15 protein-coding genes and 1 pseudogene are annotated in these 17,859 nt (G+C 45.2%); 12 read left to right on the top strand and 4 right to left on the bottom strand.

The window, feature by feature from the left end:
- Nucleotides 1-69: 69 nt before the first annotated feature.
- Together DW039_RS00180 and DW039_RS21175 are read left to right on the top strand one after the other, a co-directional pair.
- Nucleotides 70-432: a YtxH domain-containing protein gene (locus DW039_RS00180; RefSeq protein ID WP_016278370.1), complete on the top strand. Its 363-nt coding sequence runs from the start codon at nucleotides 70-72 to the stop codon at nucleotides 430-432.
- Nucleotides 433-483: 51 nt separating this feature from the next.
- Nucleotides 484-690 carry a hypothetical protein gene (locus DW039_RS21175; RefSeq protein WP_007665878.1) on the top strand — a complete coding sequence of 69 codons (207 nt, stop codon included), beginning with the start codon at nucleotides 484-486 and terminating at the stop codon, nucleotides 688-690.
- 249 nt (nucleotides 691-939) lie between these two features.
- On the opposite strand, the gene DW039_RS00170 is transcribed toward DW039_RS21175, so the two are convergent.
- Nucleotides 940-2,163, bottom strand: coding sequence for an FAD-binding oxidoreductase (locus DW039_RS00170; RefSeq protein WP_044468546.1), 1,224 nt, complete (start codon nucleotides 2,161-2,163; stop codon nucleotides 940-942).
- Nucleotides 2,164-2,284: 121 nt separating this feature from the next.
- Nucleotides 2,285-3,427, bottom strand: coding sequence for an OmpA family protein (locus tag DW039_RS00165; protein ID WP_016272741.1), 1,143 nt, complete (start codon nucleotides 3,425-3,427; stop codon nucleotides 2,285-2,287).
- Nucleotides 3,428-3,829: 402 nt separating this feature from the next.
- Between DW039_RS00165 and DW039_RS00160 the strand changes: the two genes are divergently transcribed.
- Entirely contained in the window at nucleotides 3,830-4,864 is a 1,035-nt protein-coding gene (locus DW039_RS00160; RefSeq protein WP_044469184.1) for a hypothetical protein, read from the top strand.
- A 210-nt stretch (nucleotides 4,865-5,074) separates the two neighbouring features.
- Entirely contained in the window at nucleotides 5,075-9,124 is a 4,050-nt protein-coding gene (locus DW039_RS00155) for a response regulator (protein WP_120381548.1), read from the top strand.
- A gap of 176 nt (nucleotides 9,125-9,300) precedes the next feature.
- Here the strand turns inward: DW039_RS00155 and DW039_RS21055 are convergent, their stop codons facing one another.
- Complete coding sequence (locus tag DW039_RS21055) at nucleotides 9,301-9,783, bottom strand: hypothetical protein (protein WP_195657462.1); 483 nt, start codon at nucleotides 9,781-9,783, stop codon at nucleotides 9,301-9,303.
- Nucleotides 9,784-10,073: 290 nt separating this feature from the next.
- On the opposite strand from DW039_RS21055, the pseudogene DW039_RS00140 reads away from it, so the two are divergent.
- From DW039_RS00140 to DW039_RS00120, 5 genes and pseudogenes are all read left to right on the top strand, one after another.
- Nucleotides 10,074-10,792 (top strand): annotated as a pseudogene (locus DW039_RS00140) (DUF6047 family protein).
- A 378-nt stretch (nucleotides 10,793-11,170) separates the two neighbouring features.
- Nucleotides 11,171-11,326: a helix-turn-helix domain-containing protein gene (locus tag DW039_RS00135; protein ID WP_016272734.1), complete on the top strand. Its 156-nt coding sequence runs from the start codon at nucleotides 11,171-11,173 to the stop codon at nucleotides 11,324-11,326.
- Between the two features lie 3 nt (nucleotides 11,327-11,329).
- Nucleotides 11,330-11,605: a helix-turn-helix domain-containing protein gene (locus DW039_RS00130; protein WP_227212685.1), complete on the top strand. Its 276-nt coding sequence runs from the start codon at nucleotides 11,330-11,332 to the stop codon at nucleotides 11,603-11,605.
- 404 nt (nucleotides 11,606-12,009) lie between these two features.
- Complete coding sequence (locus DW039_RS00125) at nucleotides 12,010-12,546, top strand: flavodoxin (protein ID WP_016272732.1); 537 nt, start codon at nucleotides 12,010-12,012, stop codon at nucleotides 12,544-12,546.
- Nucleotides 12,547-12,575: 29 nt separating this feature from the next.
- Entirely contained in the window at nucleotides 12,576-13,652 is a 1,077-nt protein-coding gene (locus tag DW039_RS00120; protein ID WP_035457791.1) for an alpha/beta hydrolase, read from the top strand.
- Between the two features lie 6 nt (nucleotides 13,653-13,658).
- Here the strand turns inward: DW039_RS00120 and DW039_RS00115 are convergent, their stop codons facing one another.
- Nucleotides 13,659-14,714 (bottom strand): winged helix DNA-binding domain-containing protein, encoded by a 1,056-nt coding sequence (locus DW039_RS00115; RefSeq protein ID WP_057089084.1) that lies wholly within the window; start codon nucleotides 14,712-14,714, stop codon nucleotides 13,659-13,661.
- 188 nt (nucleotides 14,715-14,902) lie between these two features.
- Between DW039_RS00115 and DW039_RS00105 the strand changes: the two genes are divergently transcribed.
- From DW039_RS00105 to DW039_RS00095, 3 genes are read left to right on the top strand one after another with little or no spacing between them, the layout of a single operon-like run.
- Complete coding sequence (locus tag DW039_RS00105) at nucleotides 14,903-16,048, top strand: NEW3 domain-containing protein (protein ID WP_016272729.1); 1,146 nt, start codon at nucleotides 14,903-14,905, stop codon at nucleotides 16,046-16,048.
- Between the two features lie 2 nt (nucleotides 16,049-16,050).
- Entirely contained in the window at nucleotides 16,051-16,794 is a 744-nt protein-coding gene (locus tag DW039_RS00100; RefSeq protein ID WP_035457716.1) for an ABC transporter ATP-binding protein, read from the top strand.
- Nucleotides 16,787-17,743: an ABC transporter permease gene (locus DW039_RS00095; RefSeq protein WP_005831677.1), complete on the top strand. Its 957-nt coding sequence runs from the start codon at nucleotides 16,787-16,789 to the stop codon at nucleotides 17,741-17,743. Before DW039_RS00100 ends, DW039_RS00095 begins: the two co-directional genes overlap by 8 nt.
- Nucleotides 17,744-17,859: the final 116 nt, after the last annotated feature.

Raw genomic sequence — 17,859 nt, 5'->3', positions numbered from 1 at the left:
GCTTCTCTGTCTTATAACAGAAAGAAAATTGAACTTTAATTATTTTAATCGTTTAAAACCAACTTAATTATGGAAAATAGAAATTCTAGTTTATGGATCGGCCTGGGAATAGGTACGGTCATCGGTACTCTGGCTTATCGTTTCTCACGTACTTCAAAAGCCAAGAAATTGAAGGAAAAAGTATGTAACGTTTTTCATAAGATAACCGGTCAGACGGAAGACCTGTTAGATGAAGCTAAGGAAAAAGTGGCGGATACCGGAAAAGTTGTAGTGGATAAGGTAGCCGATAAAGTTCAAGATGGCGCTGATGCTGTAAAGGACGCATTGAAAGATGCGAAGAAAGATGTCAAACAAGGAGCTGAAAAGGCCAAGACAGAAATAAAGGAAGGGTATGAAGATGTAAAAAAAGAAGCAAGTAAAAAACTTGATTGATTTTTTTATATATCATTCTGTTAGTAGTAATATCTTATATAAAGAAGAATTATGATTGGATTTGTAATATGGATTATAGGATTGGTCTTAACTATCAAAGCTGCTCTAGAGATATGGCGTATTCATGCGCCGGCGGAAAGAAGGTTAATAGCCATTATCCTGGTAGTTTTGACCAGTTGGGTAGGATTGTTGTTCTATTACTTTTATGGTAAGCCTCGTATGGCACAGTGGCTGGGGACCGGTCTTGAAAGGTATTGATGGTCACATAGCTGTTTATGCTGAATAGATAGGAATATCCCAAAATAAAAATGTGTTGGTTGATAGAAGTGACCGATTTATTTTTGTTTTGGGATGTTTGTATAGGAGTATACAAAGGTAATGTCAAAAGTATATGAGACTTGTCATTATGATAATATTTTAGGCACGGATTACGCGGGGTAAATTAAAACCGTGAAATCCGTACCTAAAAGAATGCACAGAGAGAGAGGTCTTTTCTTCTTGTCTGTCTTACCAATATTTTTCGATTCTATCATAGCCGAAAACGTGACTACGTTCATCTTTAATATCTTGCAGCTTATGACAAATTATTTGCGCTCCGATCATGCTGAAAGTGATTCCGTTTCCGCCATATCCCAGATCGAAAAATATTCGTTCCTTGCCGGGCCAATTGCCGATGAAAGGTAGCCCGTCTTTGGTGCTACTGAAGGTACCGCACCATGCCATTTCTGTTTTGAAAGGGATATCGGGGAATAGTTTTCTGATTTTTCTCTCCAAGATACGGATTTTCTTTCTGAGTAGTGAGTCACGGTGTTCTGGATCGCTGAACTTTTCATCCTCACCACCTACAATAATACGGTTTCCGTCGGTGGTACGGATATAAAGATATGGATCGGCTGTTTCCCAGATCAGGCAATGTTCCGGCCAGAGATATTCGGGGGCTACCGGATGTGATATGAGTGCATAAGTAGAAGTCAAATCCATAATTTTCTGGGGAAGGAATTGTCCGGCCTCAAATCCGGTGGCTACGATTGCATATCCGCACTTAATTTTATTTCCTTTGTCTGTTATCATGATACAGCCATCAGATGTTTCAGTGCACTTTTTTATGTTGGTATGGGTAAAGACCTTCAGATCGTTCTCCTTCATATGATAGGTGAGCAGTCCGGTTGCAGCTCTGTAGGCATCCATCTGTGCGGATGTTTCATTCACCAGGGCATTGCCGGGCACTTTCACCTTATATCGTTTTCTGATTTCTTGTTTCTTGAGCAGATTGACCGGCAATTCATGCTTTTGCCGTATTTCGTATTCTTGTTCCAGAAGTTTGTTGTCTGCCGAGCTGCTGGCATAAAAGATGCTGGACAATTGCTCAAATCCGGCATCGACACCTGTTTCCTTTAGTACTTTCTTTATATCAGAAATGGATTGCAGGCATGCATGATAGGCAGTTGTGGCGTTTTCTTCGCTGATGATTTTTGCCATCCGGCAGAGGGGTACGTCTATTTCATATTGTAGTAAAGCGGTACTTGCAGCAGAGCTTCCGGTTGCGATGCTGCGTTTGTCAATCACGCAACATTCTATTCCGGCACGACACAATTCGTGTGCCATCAAAGCGCCTGTTATACCCGAACCTACGATGACGATATCTGTTGACAGATCATCCTCCAAAGGGTGGAAATAGTCCAATAGGGAATTTCTGACGATCCAATAGGGTAAACCTGAATGTAAGTCCATAATATATTTTGTTAATTCCCCCTTACTTTCTTCCTGTTGAGAAACAGGAGTGAAGTAAGGGGGGGAGTGAGAAATGGGAAAGCCGTTTTATTGAAATTTGCTTTCCGTTTACGGTAGTAGATTATTTGCCTTCTTCGATAGTACAAATGCTGACACGGTTCCAGTCCGGTTCGGAGAACATATCACCGATTCCTTGTCCTTCGGCGGTAATGCGGGTGTCGTTAATCTTGTATTTTTTTACAAGTATGGACTTCACAGCTTGAGCACGTGCTTTTGCCAGTTTCTCATTGAAAGCGAGGTTACCTTCGGGAGAGGCATATCCTTTGATGACGACTTTAGCTTCAGGATGTTTTTTCATGTAAATGGCTACACGTTCCACATTAGGCAGTTGGGAAGCATCAACCACGGACTTTCCTTGTCTGAAGGTAATGATGGATTCTGGAATGCGGTTGGTTTTTACCACGGTTTCTATGTTGGCAGCTTGGGTTCTGCAATCTGCCAGCTCCTTTTGTAAGTTGTTGGCCTGTTGTACGGCATTGCTCAGTTGCATGTCCTTGTCGCTCAGTTGTGATCGCAGACGGTTGACTGCATTATTTAGCTCGCCTACTTCTACTGGGTCGTAAGGCTTCACTGTTGTGAAATGATGTGAGCCGTTGCTACACATGAAATGGTAGGTCAGTCCGGCAGTCAGTTCAAAAGTGGCATTGTTGGCGTTGAAACGGCTTTTAGTTTTGCTGAAGTCTCCTTGCATATCATATACGATAGCTGGTTTGATACCGAGTGTCCATGCTTTTTCCTCACCTAGGTTGAAGTTCAAGTTTAGACCAAGGCGTGTAGACCAGGAATTTGTATCACCGGGGCCATTCTGATAGTAATGTAGCCAGCCGATACCTGTCAGAGTCTCGATTTCAAAAATGCGTGGTTCGCCCATATAACCTCCAAAGAGATTCATCAGGTTGACTTTACCGAGTAAGCTCACTTCGGAAGCATCAAATGCAGTTTTGCTGGCTGAGGTATTTACATATCCCATACCTTGAATACCTAGACCGAATATAGGAGTAAGTTGTTTTCCGATTCCGAATCCGAAGGCCGGTCGGGCATTTTTTAAGAAGGAGCTGTGAGTCAAAGGGGTTACAGCACCAGCTTTCAGTTCAATAGACCAGTTGTCACCAGGGCGTGTGCCTTCAAGGGCCGTACGGTCATTTTGCGCATGCATGGTAAGAATACTCATGCTTAGTGCTAAAACAAAGATAGATTTTTTCATAATTAAATAAATTAATAGTGATACAATAAATATGTCACACACGTTGTACTGTCTGTTGTGTAGTTATGACTGTGCATAATCTAATGAATTACTTTGTCATAACCTTTGTTTAAAAAACAGCCCGTTAAAAAGGATGGTTCGAAAAATAGAAATGGATTTAACATCTATTTAAGAAGTCGGATGGTACCAGAAGCCTGTATTGGCAGTGAAAGCACATCATAGATATATAAGGTGCAAATTCTTGGATTTATATATAACGGCATCAAATATAACTTTATATATACATGCGTTTTTTAACACAAATATCTGTTGAAATGACAAATATTCATCAAACAAATATTCTTTCAATGCTGTTTTTTTATAGAGATACAAATCATAGTATTAATTAAAAACCTGACAATTATGAAAAAATTAAGTTTCGCAGGACTGAAGGGTAGAGTGTCCTGGGGCAGTGTTTTCGGCGGTGTCATGACTGTATTGGCAATATCCGTGTTACTGTCTATTTTAAATTCAAGTATTGGTTTGTTTATGTTTGATCCATTATCAGATCACCCGGTTGCGGGCATCGGCACTGCTGTTGGAATCGGATCCGCTATCATTCTGGTTGCCGGCATGGCTGCAGGAGGCTTTGTGGCCGGGAAACTGGCCGGTATGGACGGAATGATACACGGATTTCTGGTCTGGGCGACCACACTGATTGTGGCTGTGGTACTGGGAATTTTTCTGGCTGTCGGTGCGGCAAAAATGACGGTGAATACTCTTGGAGCGGTCTCGTCCGTTACGGGCAGCGTTTTGTCTGGAACAGGTGATACCGTTGGAAACGGAGTTGCTGCATTATCAGAAGACGCAAAGGAACTGTTCGGAGAAATCGATTTTAATGCAACCCTGAAAGAAGGGAATATACCGCAGAATATCCGTACCGCACTTCTAAAAAGCGACGTGAAGGAACTTCAGCCGGATTACCTGCAGAAGCAACTGGCGGAAGTGAAGGATGACCTGGAAGCGTCCGTAAAAAAAATAGTACGTTCCCCACAACAAGCGGATGAGAGCATTGACAGTTTCCTTGACCGATTGAAACAACGTACAGAAAATATCAGCAAAAATATAGACCGGAATGATTTGGCTAAAGCTATAGCAAACAACACCAATATGTCAAAAGCAGAAGCAAATAAAACTATTGACCAATATATGAACCTGCTGGAAAATGCACGTATGGAAGCCGGCAAACAGATAGACAAACTGGAGGTGACCCTGAAGAAAGCTGCACAGGAATGGAAAGAAATCAAGCATGAGGCACTCGTGGCTGCCGATAAGGCAACGGATGCCGCAGCGAGGTCCGCACTGATTTCGTTCCTTGCAATTCTCTCCGGAGCGGTATTGTGCTGTATTGCAGGTGCCTACGGTAGCAGGAAGACCCAAGAAAGGGTGGATATCTGACAGTATTTCATTAAATCAAGTAAGAAGTTCGGTCCCCCAAACAGTATGACAGGTTGATGTCATTTTTAAGCATGTTATATCTTTTCTGAAATCGGGCCAACTGATATCCGCATTATAAAAGGCAATGACTAACTTGCATTGCCTTTTTAAATTTAAACTATTTTTATTATTTTTGCGGGTAACATTTAACTTAACACACTTTTACTACAAATGACATACTTTCAGATTTTAAAGAGGGTGCTTTTTCTGTTCCCTTTACTAATAGCCACTTTTACTACTTGCAAGGGTCAAATTTATAAATACCTGGGCATAGAGGACGGACTAAGCAACCGGAGAATTTTCCGCATCCAGAAAGGCGGGCACGGGTACATGTGGTTCCTTACCCAGGAAGGGATAGACCGTTATGACGGAAGCAAGATTAAACATTATGCCGTCTTTGACGGAAGTATGGAGGTGGCGCCGCAAATCAACCTGAACTGGCTATATACCGACAGCAGGCACAGGCTGTGGGTTGTGGGTAGAAAAGGACGCATATTCCGGTACGACACCGCCCGTGACCGTTTTGTTATGACCTACAAGCTTAACGGCCTGCAGGATGACGTAACATCAGGCACCGTCAATTGTACCTATATGGACAGTAATGACCGTATCTGGCTCTGCCATGGTGACAGTATTATACGCTATGATACCCGCGCAGGCACTACGGACAGAATAGACTCCCCTGCCTCGAACGATATTACTGCAATCACGCAGACCGACAGTACAAACTTTTTTATAGGGACATCAAACGGGTTACTGCAAACCATAGAAAAGGAAGGTGTCCTGGAAACTGTGGTCGGAACATATACTGACAGTATCTGTATACCGGTAAGTGAGCTTTATTTCCACCAAGATTCAAAGAAACTGTTCATAGGAACCTTCAAGGAAGGAATTATAGCATACGGAATGAACACGACTTCAACCATCATCGCGGACGGTCCGCTACAGAACGTGGCAATCAAACGAATCACCCCCTTTGGAAAGCGGCAACTGCTGGTAGCCACGGGAGGCAGGGGAGTATACAAGATTGACGTTGATTCTCTCTCCGCCCGGCCTTATATAACCGCCGACTACAGCAATTATAACGGTATGAACGGGAACAACATCAATGATATTTATGTGGATGGAGACGGACGGATATGGATGGCCAATTATCCTACCGGGATTACAATACGCAACGACCGTTACAGAAGTTACAAATGGCTCAAGCATTCACCGGGCAACAACAGTTCGCTGGCCAATAACCAGGTCCATGATGTAGTCCGGGACGGCGAGGGTGACCTGTGGTTCGCCACCAGCAACGGGATCAGCCTGCTTCACAGCGCAACCGGTCAGTGGACTTCCTTCCTTAGCAGTTCCGAGCACTTGAAAGGCGATGACAATAATATCTTCCTGAGCCTCTGTGAGGTATTACCCGGCATTATCTGGGCAGGTGGGTATACATCAGGTATATACAGGATTGACAAGAAGAAAGGCACGGTGGAATACATCTCACCTTCCTCCCTGGCAGGAATAAGCCCTGACCAATATATCAGTGACATAATAAAGGACTCCGGAGGGGATATATGGTCAGGCGGATACTGTAATCTCAAACGCATCAACCCTGAAAGCGGTGACATACGACTCTACCCGGGACTGGGGTCCATTACCGCCATACTGGAAAAGGACGCGGAACACATCTGGGTAGGTACAACTATGGGATTATACCTGTTGGACAAGCTCCGGGGAGATTACCGCCGCATAGATTTCCCGGTCGAGACAGTCCATGTCAGTACTTTGTATCAGGCTGCGGACAGCACACTATATGTGGGGACCAGAGGAGCGGGACTGCTTGTATATGACGGTGCAAACGATAAATTTATACATCAGTACCACATGGAAAACTGTGCCCTTGTTTCTGATAACATTTATATTGTCATTCCAAGACCGGATGGCAGCTTGCTGCTCGGTACGGAAAACAGCATAGTTACTTTCCTGTGTGAAGACCGGACTTTCCAAAACTGGACGGCGGAACAAGGATTGATGAGCGTATGCTTCAATGCCGGCGCTGCAACCCAGTATGGGGACAGTCTTGTGTTCGGAAGCAATGATGGCATCGTCATATTCCCGGTTGACTTGCAGATTCCCGTTCCACAGTTCTCACAGATGCTCCTGAGGGATTTTGCAGTCTCTTCATGTCCGGTCTATCCCGGTGAGGAAGGGTCACCGTTAAAAAAGGATATTGACGGTAATTACAAACTTGAACTGGCTTATGACCAGAGCAGCTTCTCCCTGGAAGCAATATCCATCAACTATGATTATCCTTCAAACATTCTGTACTCATGGAAATTGGAAGGCGCCTATAACGGCTGGAGCCACCCGTTGCAGGACGGGCAGATACAGGTCACCGGTCTTTCCCCAGGCAAGTACATCCTGCGTATCTGTGCCATATCCAACGAAGAAAAATACAAAGTTTATGAGGAGAAAAGTATTGAAGTGGTTGTCGCCCGTCCACCATGGGCGAGCGCATGGGCCATAGCGGGATATGCACTTCTTGCCATATCAGCCGTTACAATAGCAGTCAGGATCGTCATGTTGCGCAGACAAAAAAGGCTATCGGAGGAAAAGACACGCTTCTTCATAAATACCGCCCATGATATCCGTACTCCCCTCACCCTGATAAAAGCTCCTTTGGAAGAAGTGGTGGAAAGGCGGCAGGTAAAAGAGGAAGGGACGGATAACGTGGGAGTGGCCTTGAGAAGCGTGAATAACCTCCTGCAATTAGTTACCGACCTGATCAATTTCGAAAGGGCGGACGTTTACACCTCACAATTGTATGTTGGCGAATATGAGCTGCACAGCTACCTGGAAAGTACTTGCGAAACTTTCCGGACATATGCGTCACAGAAAAACGTCAACCTCTCATGTGAAAGTAAGTTCCCTTTTATGAATGTCTGGTTTGACAGGGACAAAATGGATTCTATACTGAAGAATCTATTGTCAAATGCCTTGAAATATACTCCCCGAAATGGTAATGTCCATGTTTGTGCCTACACTGAACAGAATACATGGAGCATAGAGGTAAGTGATACGGGGATCGGAATTCCCGCCGGGGAGAGGAAATATCTGGGCGGAAGGTTTTTCAGGGGCAGCAATGCCGTTAATCAGAAAGTGCCGGGAAGCGGAATCGGCCTGATGCTGGTCTGCAAACTGGTTCGCTTGCATAAGGGAAGGATCATTATATCAAGCACGGAAGGGGAAGGTACCTGTGTACGTGTTACATTCCCCATGGGAAACAGGCATTTGCGCAAGGCACGTTTCATAACAGTGGCAAAGACGGAAGATGCAGCCCCGCCACAACCGGAAACGTGTTCTGTCGAACTGCGCATGGAAACGATGAAAAATGGCAAAAGTTCATCACGTATTCTTGTAGTGGAGGACAACGATGACTTGCGGGGATACATTGAGAGACTCTTGGGACAGGACTACCACGTCCAATCATGCACAAACGGACGCGACGCGTTGGTCGTGGCAAGGGAATATAACCCGGACCTGATCCTTTCGGATGTCATGATGCCGGAGATGGGCGGTGATGAACTATGTGCAGCCATCAAGTCGGACATTGAAACCTCCCATATTCCGGTTATCCTGCTGACGGCACTCAGCGATGAGAAAAATATGCTCAAGGGGTTGGACAAGGGAGCCGATGCATATATAACCAAGCCTTTCAGTGTGAATGTGCTCAAGGCGAACATCAGGAGCATACTGCGCAACCGGATATTGCTCCGAAAAACATATGCCGGACTAAAATCTGGTACCGGCCCGTTACCTGAAGGATGCAGTAACGCATTGGACTGGAAATTCATTGCCACCGTGAGAGAATGTGTTATGGAACATATTACCAGTCCTGATTTCAACGTGGACACCCTCTGTGAAATCCAGCACATGAGCCGTTCGAGTTTCTTCAACAAGCTCAAGACATTGACAGGATACGCACCGGCCGACTACATCCGTTCCATCCGCCTGCAACATGCGGCAAACCTGCTAATCCAGGAAAGGTGCACGATAATAGAAGTTGCGGATGCAACCGGATTCAGTGATGCAAAATATTTCAGGGAAGTATTCAGGAAACATTATGGTGTAAGCCCTAGTGAATACCGCAAAGTAGCAATGGGAACGCATCCGAAAGAAAGCCTATCCGATTATCGGTGCCATGGGGGAGGAAGTGTGGGAAGCCGTTGATGAGTTGATAAAAAACAGAGAGAGTACTATCGACTTGATACTGGTCGTTACATCAGGTAGGGTGAATGCTTAGGGTGGGTTCCACACTATTGTCAATATGATTACGTGATTACTCCGATCACGGTGGATAAGATGGTCATGCGGAGCGGCCTCTCTTCCTCGACCATCGTGTTGGACTATGTGTAGAACTGGCATGAATAGACAATCATATTGAGTGAAAGAGGTATGGAAAAATATTGAAAATCCGGGCAGCCGCATAGGGATTGCCCGACTTTTTTAAGATGGATATTCAGGTGTGGGGTTGGCAGGTCAGTCCACGGGCTCGCCGCCATAGCGAAGGCGGCAGATAGCCTCGTGGATTTCACACATGATATGCAGCCGTAGCCGCTTGCTGATATGTTGGCTGTCGGAACGCATGAAGAGTTTTTGAACGATTTGACCGTACACTTTTTGGACGAGAAACGAAAACCAAAGGAATTAAGACTCCATGAGGTGGCACCGTTGGACGCGAAATTTCGGGCGGAAATCGGGGACTGCAAGACCGCCTCACCGGATATATTCCGATACGGGATTTGCACGAAGCGGTGCGACATGGCACCCACACTGAGAAAGTTCAACAGGCTGGGAGACTTGCGACTGGTCTGTGCGCCGCTTCTCAATGAGCGATGGATTGTCTCGCCGCCGGTTGCGCGACCGGATAATGCCCGGTTCCCGCCGCCGGAAGTGAAGACGAGGATACCGTTTAAAAAGAAAAAACAGAGTATGAACATTTAACTCTTTGATATATGGAAAATGAACAGAATGGAACGCTAAAAGACGGCAGTGTATATGTAGTCATGGGATTATGTTACAGAGATTCCAGCGTCTGTCGGAAGTGGTGTATTGCCTGTGAAATGAAACAGAACCGTTCTCGAAGGATGATACCTATACCCGCCGGCTCACTCCGGAAATGTGGGAGGAAATAAAGTTATCACCCGTAGTGGTGGCTGATATGCTGGATGATTTGAGGCACGGGAACAAGTTCTATACGGGCGTTGAAACGGATAAGGGGGGCTTCTTTTCAGCCGGAACTATGAAGGGAACCACCAATATGGGGCCTTTATGGAGGAGAATATCGAGAGATGTTTCTTTGAGCCGGACTTTGAAGGAAAGTCGCTGACCGTGTATGAACTTCGGGGATGGCCTTCGCTGATGGCGGGGAAGATAAACCTCTGTTATGATGATAACGATACCCTGTTACTATTGGAGAAGATTCCACCGGATGCCTTCCTTGATAAATCGGCTCTTAAAAGCGTACAGACAGAGGTGTATGACCTTTCACTCACGTGGGAGAATTATGCCCGGCTGCCGGACAATGAGAAGGGGCTTGGCCTGTTCCAGAGCGTGGATAACTATGACCGGATGACCTTGCTTCATATCATGGACAAGGGTTATCCGAGGGACGGACTGATGGATGAGTATCCTGATAATTTCAGTTTCTATGAGAAATTTGAAAGGATAGAAAGAGCATTACTGGGCCGGAACAGATGGAATGTTTATGACGAGATGCAGGACAGAGCAAAGAAACTGGTCGGAAAACTGTTGCGCGAGCAATTTTCCGATACACGGCAGAAGGTGGAGATAAAGGAAAAAGTAGTTTTACGGAACAGTAAAAGTATAAGGATATAAGGGATAACGGAAAACAAGTGAGGGTTGGAAGGCGCATTGCCGGCGGATGTCGGTGATGTGCCTTTCACCTTTATATCGGGATTCTGAAAGTTTTTACTTTGAGTAAATATGGGGAAAGAAATGACATGACAATATTTCAGGGTATGTTTTAGGGGACAATGTACGCCAATGGGTGACTTTGATTCCGGAAGTTTTGTCGGATGTGGAAATGTGCTTTACTTTGCTTCACAAATAGTAAAATCATAAATCAAATTTATTATGGAGTTAGTTGTAATTGAGAAAAATGCGTATTTACGGTTAAAACAGCAGGTTGAGGATTTATTCACACAGATTGAAGCTGTTAAAAAGAAATTTGGAATTGTTGAAAAGGAAAAATGAATGGATGCCCAGGAGGTTTGCTTGGCTTTGAATATCTCCAAACGAACTTTGCAAAGCTATAGGGAATACGGAATTATTCCGTGTTCTTTTATAGGTGGCAAATATATGTATAAAGAGAGTGATTTGGTCAGAGTATTAACTCAAAAAGCAAGATAACATATGGATGGAGTAATCACAAAGCAGTCAGAAGAGTACATAATGATGATGAGGATACTTAAGAAATGTTCTAAAGAGGTACTTGAATTTCAAGATTTGCCTGTTCCTATCGCCAATGAGGTTTATATGACTGGTGAACAGGTATGTGGCGTGTTGCATATATCAAGCAGAACTTTGCAAAAGTTACGTGATGAAAAGGGGATAGCTTATACTGTTATAGGTGGTAAGTTTCTTTATCCTCTTTCTAAAATTGCAATTGTTATTGGAAGAAAATTATAAAAGTTATGTTCGTTAAATCAAGCGTTTGATTTGTATTTATGCCATTTTTTTACTACCTTTGTAAAAGGAAGAGTGTAACAGGAAGAAAGTTGCAGCATATTTGCGGTGAATTATTCGGTGTCATAGGAGTAGAGGCTTTTGGTAAGATGCTGATAATGAGTAGGGGAAATAAAAGTTAATCGTTCCCTGTCTCTCCGCAGAGCTCCAAAGACAAAAAGGATTCAAAGTATGACAAATCCCGTAAAACCTTGATTTTACGGGATTTTTTATTTCTCTTCTCGGACATCTATCAGTAATTCGGGTTATATAATCAGTAATCTGGATACCTATGTAATAATAATACCCGCTACTTTTGTATCGCTATAACAATTGGATTTATATGTTTCAACTAAATAATATATCGTATGAAAAGATTGGTGTTGTTTATGATGGCAGTTATGCTGTTGTCTATTACTGTTAACGCACAGAAAAAAGGTGGTAAGACACTGGTAGCTTATTTCTCGGCAACGGGAACAACGGCAAGGGCTGCCAAGTTGGTGGCAGAAGCTGTTGATGGGACCCTCTACGAAATACAGCCTGCGAAAAAGTACACGGCTGCTGATTTGGACTGGCACGACAAAGCTTCGCGCAGCAGTGTGGAGATGTCGGATTCCAAATCACGTCCTGCATTGTATTCTAAATTGGGAAGTCTCGCGGAGTATGATACCATTTATATAGGTTTTCCTATTTGGTGGAATTTGGCTCCAAGAATCATCAATACATTTATAGAAAGCGGTGATTTTGCAGGTAAAACGGTTATTCCATTCGCCACTTCGGGAAGCAGCAGTATTTCTAATGCAGAAAAGGAATTGCAGACGAATTACCCCGGCATAAACTGGGGAAAAGGCAGGCTGCTGAATGGAGCGAGCCGGGAAACTGTCAAGCAATGGATTAAGAAATGAATTTCCAACCGAAACTTAAAGAAGTAGAGATGAAGAACATGGTAAAAAACATATGTGCGGCGATGGTTATTAGCCTTTGTGCTGCAGGACATTTGTCTGCAACAGAAAATAATCCTAATAATGATAATAAATTTATGGAAGAGAATTTGAATCTGACTCAAGAGTGGGACAAGACATTCCCACAGAGTGATAAAGTAGACCATAAAAAGATAACTTTCCACAACCGTTACGGCATTACACTTGCCGCCGATTTGTATGTACCCAAGAATGTGACGGGTAAATTGCCTGCCATTGCCATCAGTGGCCCATTTGGTGCCGTGAAGGAACAAGCTTCGGGCTTGTATGCGCAGACATTGGCAGAACGTGGATTCCTGACGATTGCTTTCGATCCATCCTATACGGGAGAAAGTAGCGGCCAGCCCCGTTATGTGGCTTCGCCGGACATCAATACGGAAGATTTCAGTGCAGCGGTCGATTATCTTTCCACCCGTGACGATGTAGATGCAGAGCGCATCGGCATTCTCGGTATTTGTGGATGGGGAGGCATGGCGCTTAATGCAGCGGCTATCGATACTCGCATCAAGGCTACAGTTACGGCAACCATGTACGACATGAGCCGGGTCAATGCTAACGGTTATTTCGATTCTATGAATGCCGATGCACGGCATGAATTGCGGCGCCAGCTTAATGCTCAGCGTACGGAGGATTATAGAAACGGTACATTTGCTCTTGGAGGAGGTGTAGTAGACCCGTTGCCTGCCGATGCTCCACAATTTGTGAAGGACTACCATGCCTATTATAAAACACCGCGCGGCTATCATAAGCGGTCACTCAACTCTAACCACGGATGGAACAAGACTTCACCGCTTTCGTTCATCAATATGCCTATCCTTTCATATAGTGATGAAATCCGTAGTGCAGTGTTGATGCTGCACGGTGAGAAGGCCCATTCACGTTATTTCAGTGAAGATGCTTTTAAAAAGTTGCAGGGTGATAATAAGGAACTGCTGATTATTCCCGGTGCAAACCATGTAGACTTGTATGACAATATAGAGGTAATTCCATTCGGCAAAATAGAGAGATTCTTCAATGAAAATCTTCGATGACCGCCTTTAATGTGTTAGGAACCGGACGTACTTTTCTTTAGCCTGGTTCAGCAACTCCTCTTTCAGGCAGATGTCTTTCCGGAAAAGCGAATGCTCCGGGAAGATTTCTTTTTTCTTGGACGCCTTGTTCCAATTTCCTACTACATGCCCCTTATAGAGAAGTACCGGAAAGAACAATCCGTTGTTGGTGAAAGCTTTGGAATAGTCCTCTTTGGGTAGGACGTCCGTCCGGTCCTTGTATCCTATCAGGTATTCATCGTAGGAGGGAAGAAGGTGCAGGTTACCGGTCGCCTTTCCAGATGTCCGGCAGGAGTCATGGATGTACCATGTCTGGCTGTTCCATTGTTCGGACATCAGTTCCGGTTCTATCAGAGAAATGGCTTGCCTTGCTTCCGTTAAAGGCAAACCAGACCACCAGGAGAAGTCTTGCAGGGTAGCAGGGGCATGGCTGCGGAAATAGGCTGTAGCCAGGCGGGCCAGCGCTTCTTCTTTCGTCAGTTCGGGGGTAGGTGGAACTCTTTCGTCCAGAAGGGCATAGGTGTGTTGCCGTCCATGGCATTCTCCGCTGCACACAATTCCTTCGACTTCGGCACGCGACATAAAGCGGGTCATGTGGTAGTTGTCTGCAAGCAGTCCCGAACGTTCAAAATGTTCCGCAATCTCTTGTTTCGTCAGGCTTCGCTTCCCGCTGAGGATATTCCCAAGTATGGTGTAGCTTCTGTCATATTGCTGTTCCGTGATTTCCAGACCATGTCCTTTTGCATAAGAATCATTGGCAGATTTGATGCGTTGTGCAGAGAGTTTCAGCATCCAACGAATGTCTTCTGCTGCTACCAGGTGCCATGTGGGACGCATTACGTGGGTTCTCAGTATTTCCCCTTGATGCAGGGCTTTTTCCACGGCTTGAATTCCCGGTGACTTCAGCCGCATACCTACGGCCCATTTCACCATTGTATAGTCTTGTGCCTGCATGGCGCCCATCCAGGAGACCAGTTCTTTCGGGTGGCCGAAGAGTGGAGTGGACAGTTGCTGGTTCTGTAAGCGTATTTCAGGGATTCTCATGTCGGTATGGTATTCGTTTGTATCAATAGGAATCGCAAAGATAAGAAAAGCAGGTCATCGCAGGGTATATCGTGTCCGCAATTATATTCTTTTGTTTCTTTTAACAGCTACTAATATAGCTATCTTTTATTTTTGCAACACACAAATTTGGAAAATATTCATAATTAAACAACCATAAGAACTTTTTTATGACTATGAGAACAAATTGTATTTTATTGTTAGTTATTTTGTTGGGAGCCTTTCCCTTAAATCGTGTACATGCCGATGAATCTGGAAGCATAATTCTGTACACTCCTTACACAAAAATTTCCGTGACGCCCGGAGCGTCCATTGATTACAGCATTGATTTGATTAACAACACGGACGGGGTTACAAATGCAAATCTCTCGGTCAGCGGATTGCCGGGCAGTTGGAAGCATGAAATCAAGTCAGGCGGCTGGACCCTCAGCCAGCTTTCTGTACTGTCCAAGGAAAAGAAAACGTTCAATTTGAAAGTGGAAGTTCCTCTAAAAGTAAATAAAGGAAGTTATCATTTCACAGTATTTGCCGGAGAAACCAAACTGCCGCTGGAGGTGATCGTGGCCCAGAAAGGAACTTACCAGACCGAGTTCACTACCGACCAGCCCAATATGCAGGGCAATTCCAAGTCCACCTTTACCTTCAATGCCACTTTGAAAAACCAGACGGCCGACCAGCAGCTGTATGCGCTGATGGCCAATGCCCCCAGAGGCTGGAGTGTCGTGTTCAAGCCTAACTATAAGCAGGCCACTTCTGCCCAGGTGGAAGCGAACAGCAGCCAGAATGTGAGTATAGAGATTGTCCCTCCCGCCAATGTGGAAGCCGGCAATTACAAGATTCCGGTACGTGCGGCTACTGGTACGACTTCTGCCGACTTGGAGCTGGAAGTTGTTGTCACGGGTTCCTACGAGATGGAATTGTCCACGCCCAGAGGATTGTTGAGTACCGAAATCACAGCAGGAGATGTGAAGCGTATCGAGTTGGTGGTCCGGAATACCGGTTCTTCATTGTTGAAAGATATCCAGCTTTCTGCCAATAAGCCCGTGGACTGGGAAGTGTCTTTTGAGCCTTCGAAGATTGATATGCTGAAGGCGGGGGAAACGGCCAATGTCGTAGCTACCATGAAAGCATCCAAAAAGGCATTGCCCGGAGATTATGTGGCTACCATGACGGCCAAAACTCCTGAAGTGAATACAGACGCCCAATTCCGCATTGCCGTGAAAACCCCGATGATATGGGGATGGGTGGGCGTTTTGATAATAATCGTTGCCATAGGTGCCGTATGCTATCTGTTCCGTAAATATGGAAGGAGGTGAGCATGGACGAGCGAGTGATTGCATTGACAGACTTGACCAAGCAGTATGGGCGCTTCACTGCCGTAGACCGCATTTGCCTGACTATCCGTAAAGGGGAGATTTTCGGATTATTGGGGCCAAACGGCGCCGGCAAGTCAACTACCATCCTGATGATGCTGGGACTGACGGAACCCACTTCCGGCTCTGTGGAGATTTGCGGTATCGACTCTACCAGGCATCCTATCGAGGTAAAGCGGAAAATAGGCTATCTGCCCGAAGATGTGGGGTTTTATGATGACATGACCGGTCCGGAAAACCTTATATATACTGCGCGTCTCAATGGCATTTCGGATGCCGAAGCGAAAGTCAAGGCGCTGGAGCTGATGGAGCATGTGGGGCTTGCCGGACAGATGAAAAAGAAGACCGGGAAATATTCGCGCGGTATGCGCCAGCGATTGGGGCTGGCAGACGTGCTTATCAAAAATCCGGAAATTATAATCCTGGATGAACCTACTTCGGGAATAGACCCTGCCGGTGTTCAGGAGTTCATCGAGCTCATTAGGCAGTTGAGCCGGAAGGAGGGACTGACCGTCTTGTTCTCTTCCCACCACCTGGACCAGGTGCAGAAAGTTTGCGACCGCGTGGGACTGTTCAACAGTGGGAAGCTGGTCACCTTGATTGATATGTCTGATTTGAAGGACAAGCATCAGGAATTATCTGATATTTATAACCATTATATGGAGGAAGGAGGAGAAAGGCATGAATAAAGTCAATTATCCTTTTCGGGTAGTCGTCAACAAGGAAATATCCGACCATGTGAAAAGTTGGCGGTTCATTATCTTGATGGGAATCATTTTGCTTACGTGCATGGGCTCACTCTATACCTCGCTTACCAACATAGGTGCCGCCATCAAGCCCAATGACCCGGACGGTTCGTTCCTTTTCTTGAAGTTGTTCACAGCCTCGGATGGCACATTGCCTTCTTTTGTGCAGTTTATCAACTTTCTGGGGCCGTTGTTGGGGATTGCGCTGGGATTCGATGCTATAAATTCGGAACAGAACAAGGGGACGTTGAGCCGTATGCTGTCACAGCCTGTTCATCGTGATTGCATTATCAATGCCAAGTTCGTGGCTGCATTGATTGTGATAGGTATCATGCTGTTTGTACTGGGATTCCTCGTAATGGGCTGCGGGTTGATAGCGATAGGCATTCCTCCCACAGCAGAAGAATTTTGGAGGATTGTATTCTTTCTCATAATCAGTGTGTTCTATGTGGCATTCTGGCTGAATCTGGCCATTCTGTTTTCGCTTTGCTTCCGTCAGGCGGCCACCTCGGCATTGGCTTCGGTGGCGGTATGGTTGTTTTTCAGCGTGTTCTATACGATGATTGTCAATCTGGTTGCCAAGGCATTGAGCCCTTCGCAGCTGGCATCTCCTTATCAGATAGTCAGTTACCAGAAATTTATTCTCGGTCTGATGCGTCTGGCACCTAGCGAACTGTTCAATGAGGCGACCACAACGCTGCTGATGCCTTCCGTCAGAAGTTTGGGGCCGCTTACTATGGAGCAGGTTCAGGGGGCCATTCCCAGTCCGCTGCCATTGGGACAGAGTCTTTTGGTGGTGTGGCCGCAGCTCACCGGACTGATTGCAGCTACTGTCATCTGTTTTGCTCTTTCGTATGTCATATTTATGAGACGGGAAGTCAGATCACGGTAATGATAAGTATGTTTTATTGAGTGTTGAAAGTCCGTTCCGGCATTGGTTGCTTGAACGGACTTTTAATATTATTTGCCCGAACATTTGGTAATTCCAAAAACTTCCCTTACTTTTGC

The organism is Bacteroides sp. AF39-16AC (assembly GCF_003602735.1).
GTDB classification, from domain to species: domain Bacteria; phylum Bacteroidota; class Bacteroidia; order Bacteroidales; family Bacteroidaceae; genus Bacteroides; species Bacteroides uniformis.
This window is presented reverse-complemented; position numbering and strand designations above follow the sequence as displayed.

Bases quoted from the DNA above. Each gene is read 5' to 3' on its own strand.
- DW039_RS00180 (WP_016278370.1), top strand. From the start codon at position 70: ATGGAAAATAGAAATTCTAGTTTATGGATCGGCCTGGGAATAGGTACG.
- DW039_RS21175 (WP_007665878.1), top strand. From the start codon at position 484: ATGATTGGATTTGTAATATGGATTATAGGATTGGTCTTAACTATCAAA.
- DW039_RS00170 (WP_044468546.1), bottom strand. From the start codon at position 2,163: ATGGACTTACATTCAGGTTTACCCTATTGGATCGTCAGAAATTCCCTA.
- DW039_RS00165 (WP_016272741.1), bottom strand. From the start codon at position 3,427: ATGAAAAAATCTATCTTTGTTTTAGCACTAAGCATGAGTATTCTTACC.
- DW039_RS00160 (WP_044469184.1), top strand. From the start codon at position 3,830: ATGAAAAAATTAAGTTTCGCAGGACTGAAGGGTAGAGTGTCCTGGGGC.
- DW039_RS00155 (WP_120381548.1), top strand. From the start codon at position 5,075: ATGACATACTTTCAGATTTTAAAGAGGGTGCTTTTTCTGTTCCCTTTA.
- DW039_RS00135 (WP_016272734.1), top strand. From the start codon at position 11,171: ATGGATGCCCAGGAGGTTTGCTTGGCTTTGAATATCTCCAAACGAACT.
- DW039_RS00130 (WP_227212685.1), top strand. From the start codon at position 11,330: ATGGATGGAGTAATCACAAAGCAGTCAGAAGAGTACATAATGATGATG.
- DW039_RS00125 (WP_016272732.1), top strand. From the start codon at position 12,010: ATGAAAAGATTGGTGTTGTTTATGATGGCAGTTATGCTGTTGTCTATT.
- DW039_RS00120 (WP_035457791.1), top strand. From the start codon at position 12,576: ATGAAGAACATGGTAAAAAACATATGTGCGGCGATGGTTATTAGCCTT.
- DW039_RS00115 (WP_057089084.1), bottom strand. From the start codon at position 14,714: ATGAGAATCCCTGAAATACGCTTACAGAACCAGCAACTGTCCACTCCA.
- DW039_RS00105 (WP_016272729.1), top strand. From the start codon at position 14,903: ATGACTATGAGAACAAATTGTATTTTATTGTTAGTTATTTTGTTGGGA.
- DW039_RS00100 (WP_035457716.1), top strand. From the start codon at position 16,051: ATGGACGAGCGAGTGATTGCATTGACAGACTTGACCAAGCAGTATGGG.
- DW039_RS00095 (WP_005831677.1), top strand. From the start codon at position 16,787: ATGAATAAAGTCAATTATCCTTTTCGGGTAGTCGTCAACAAGGAAATA.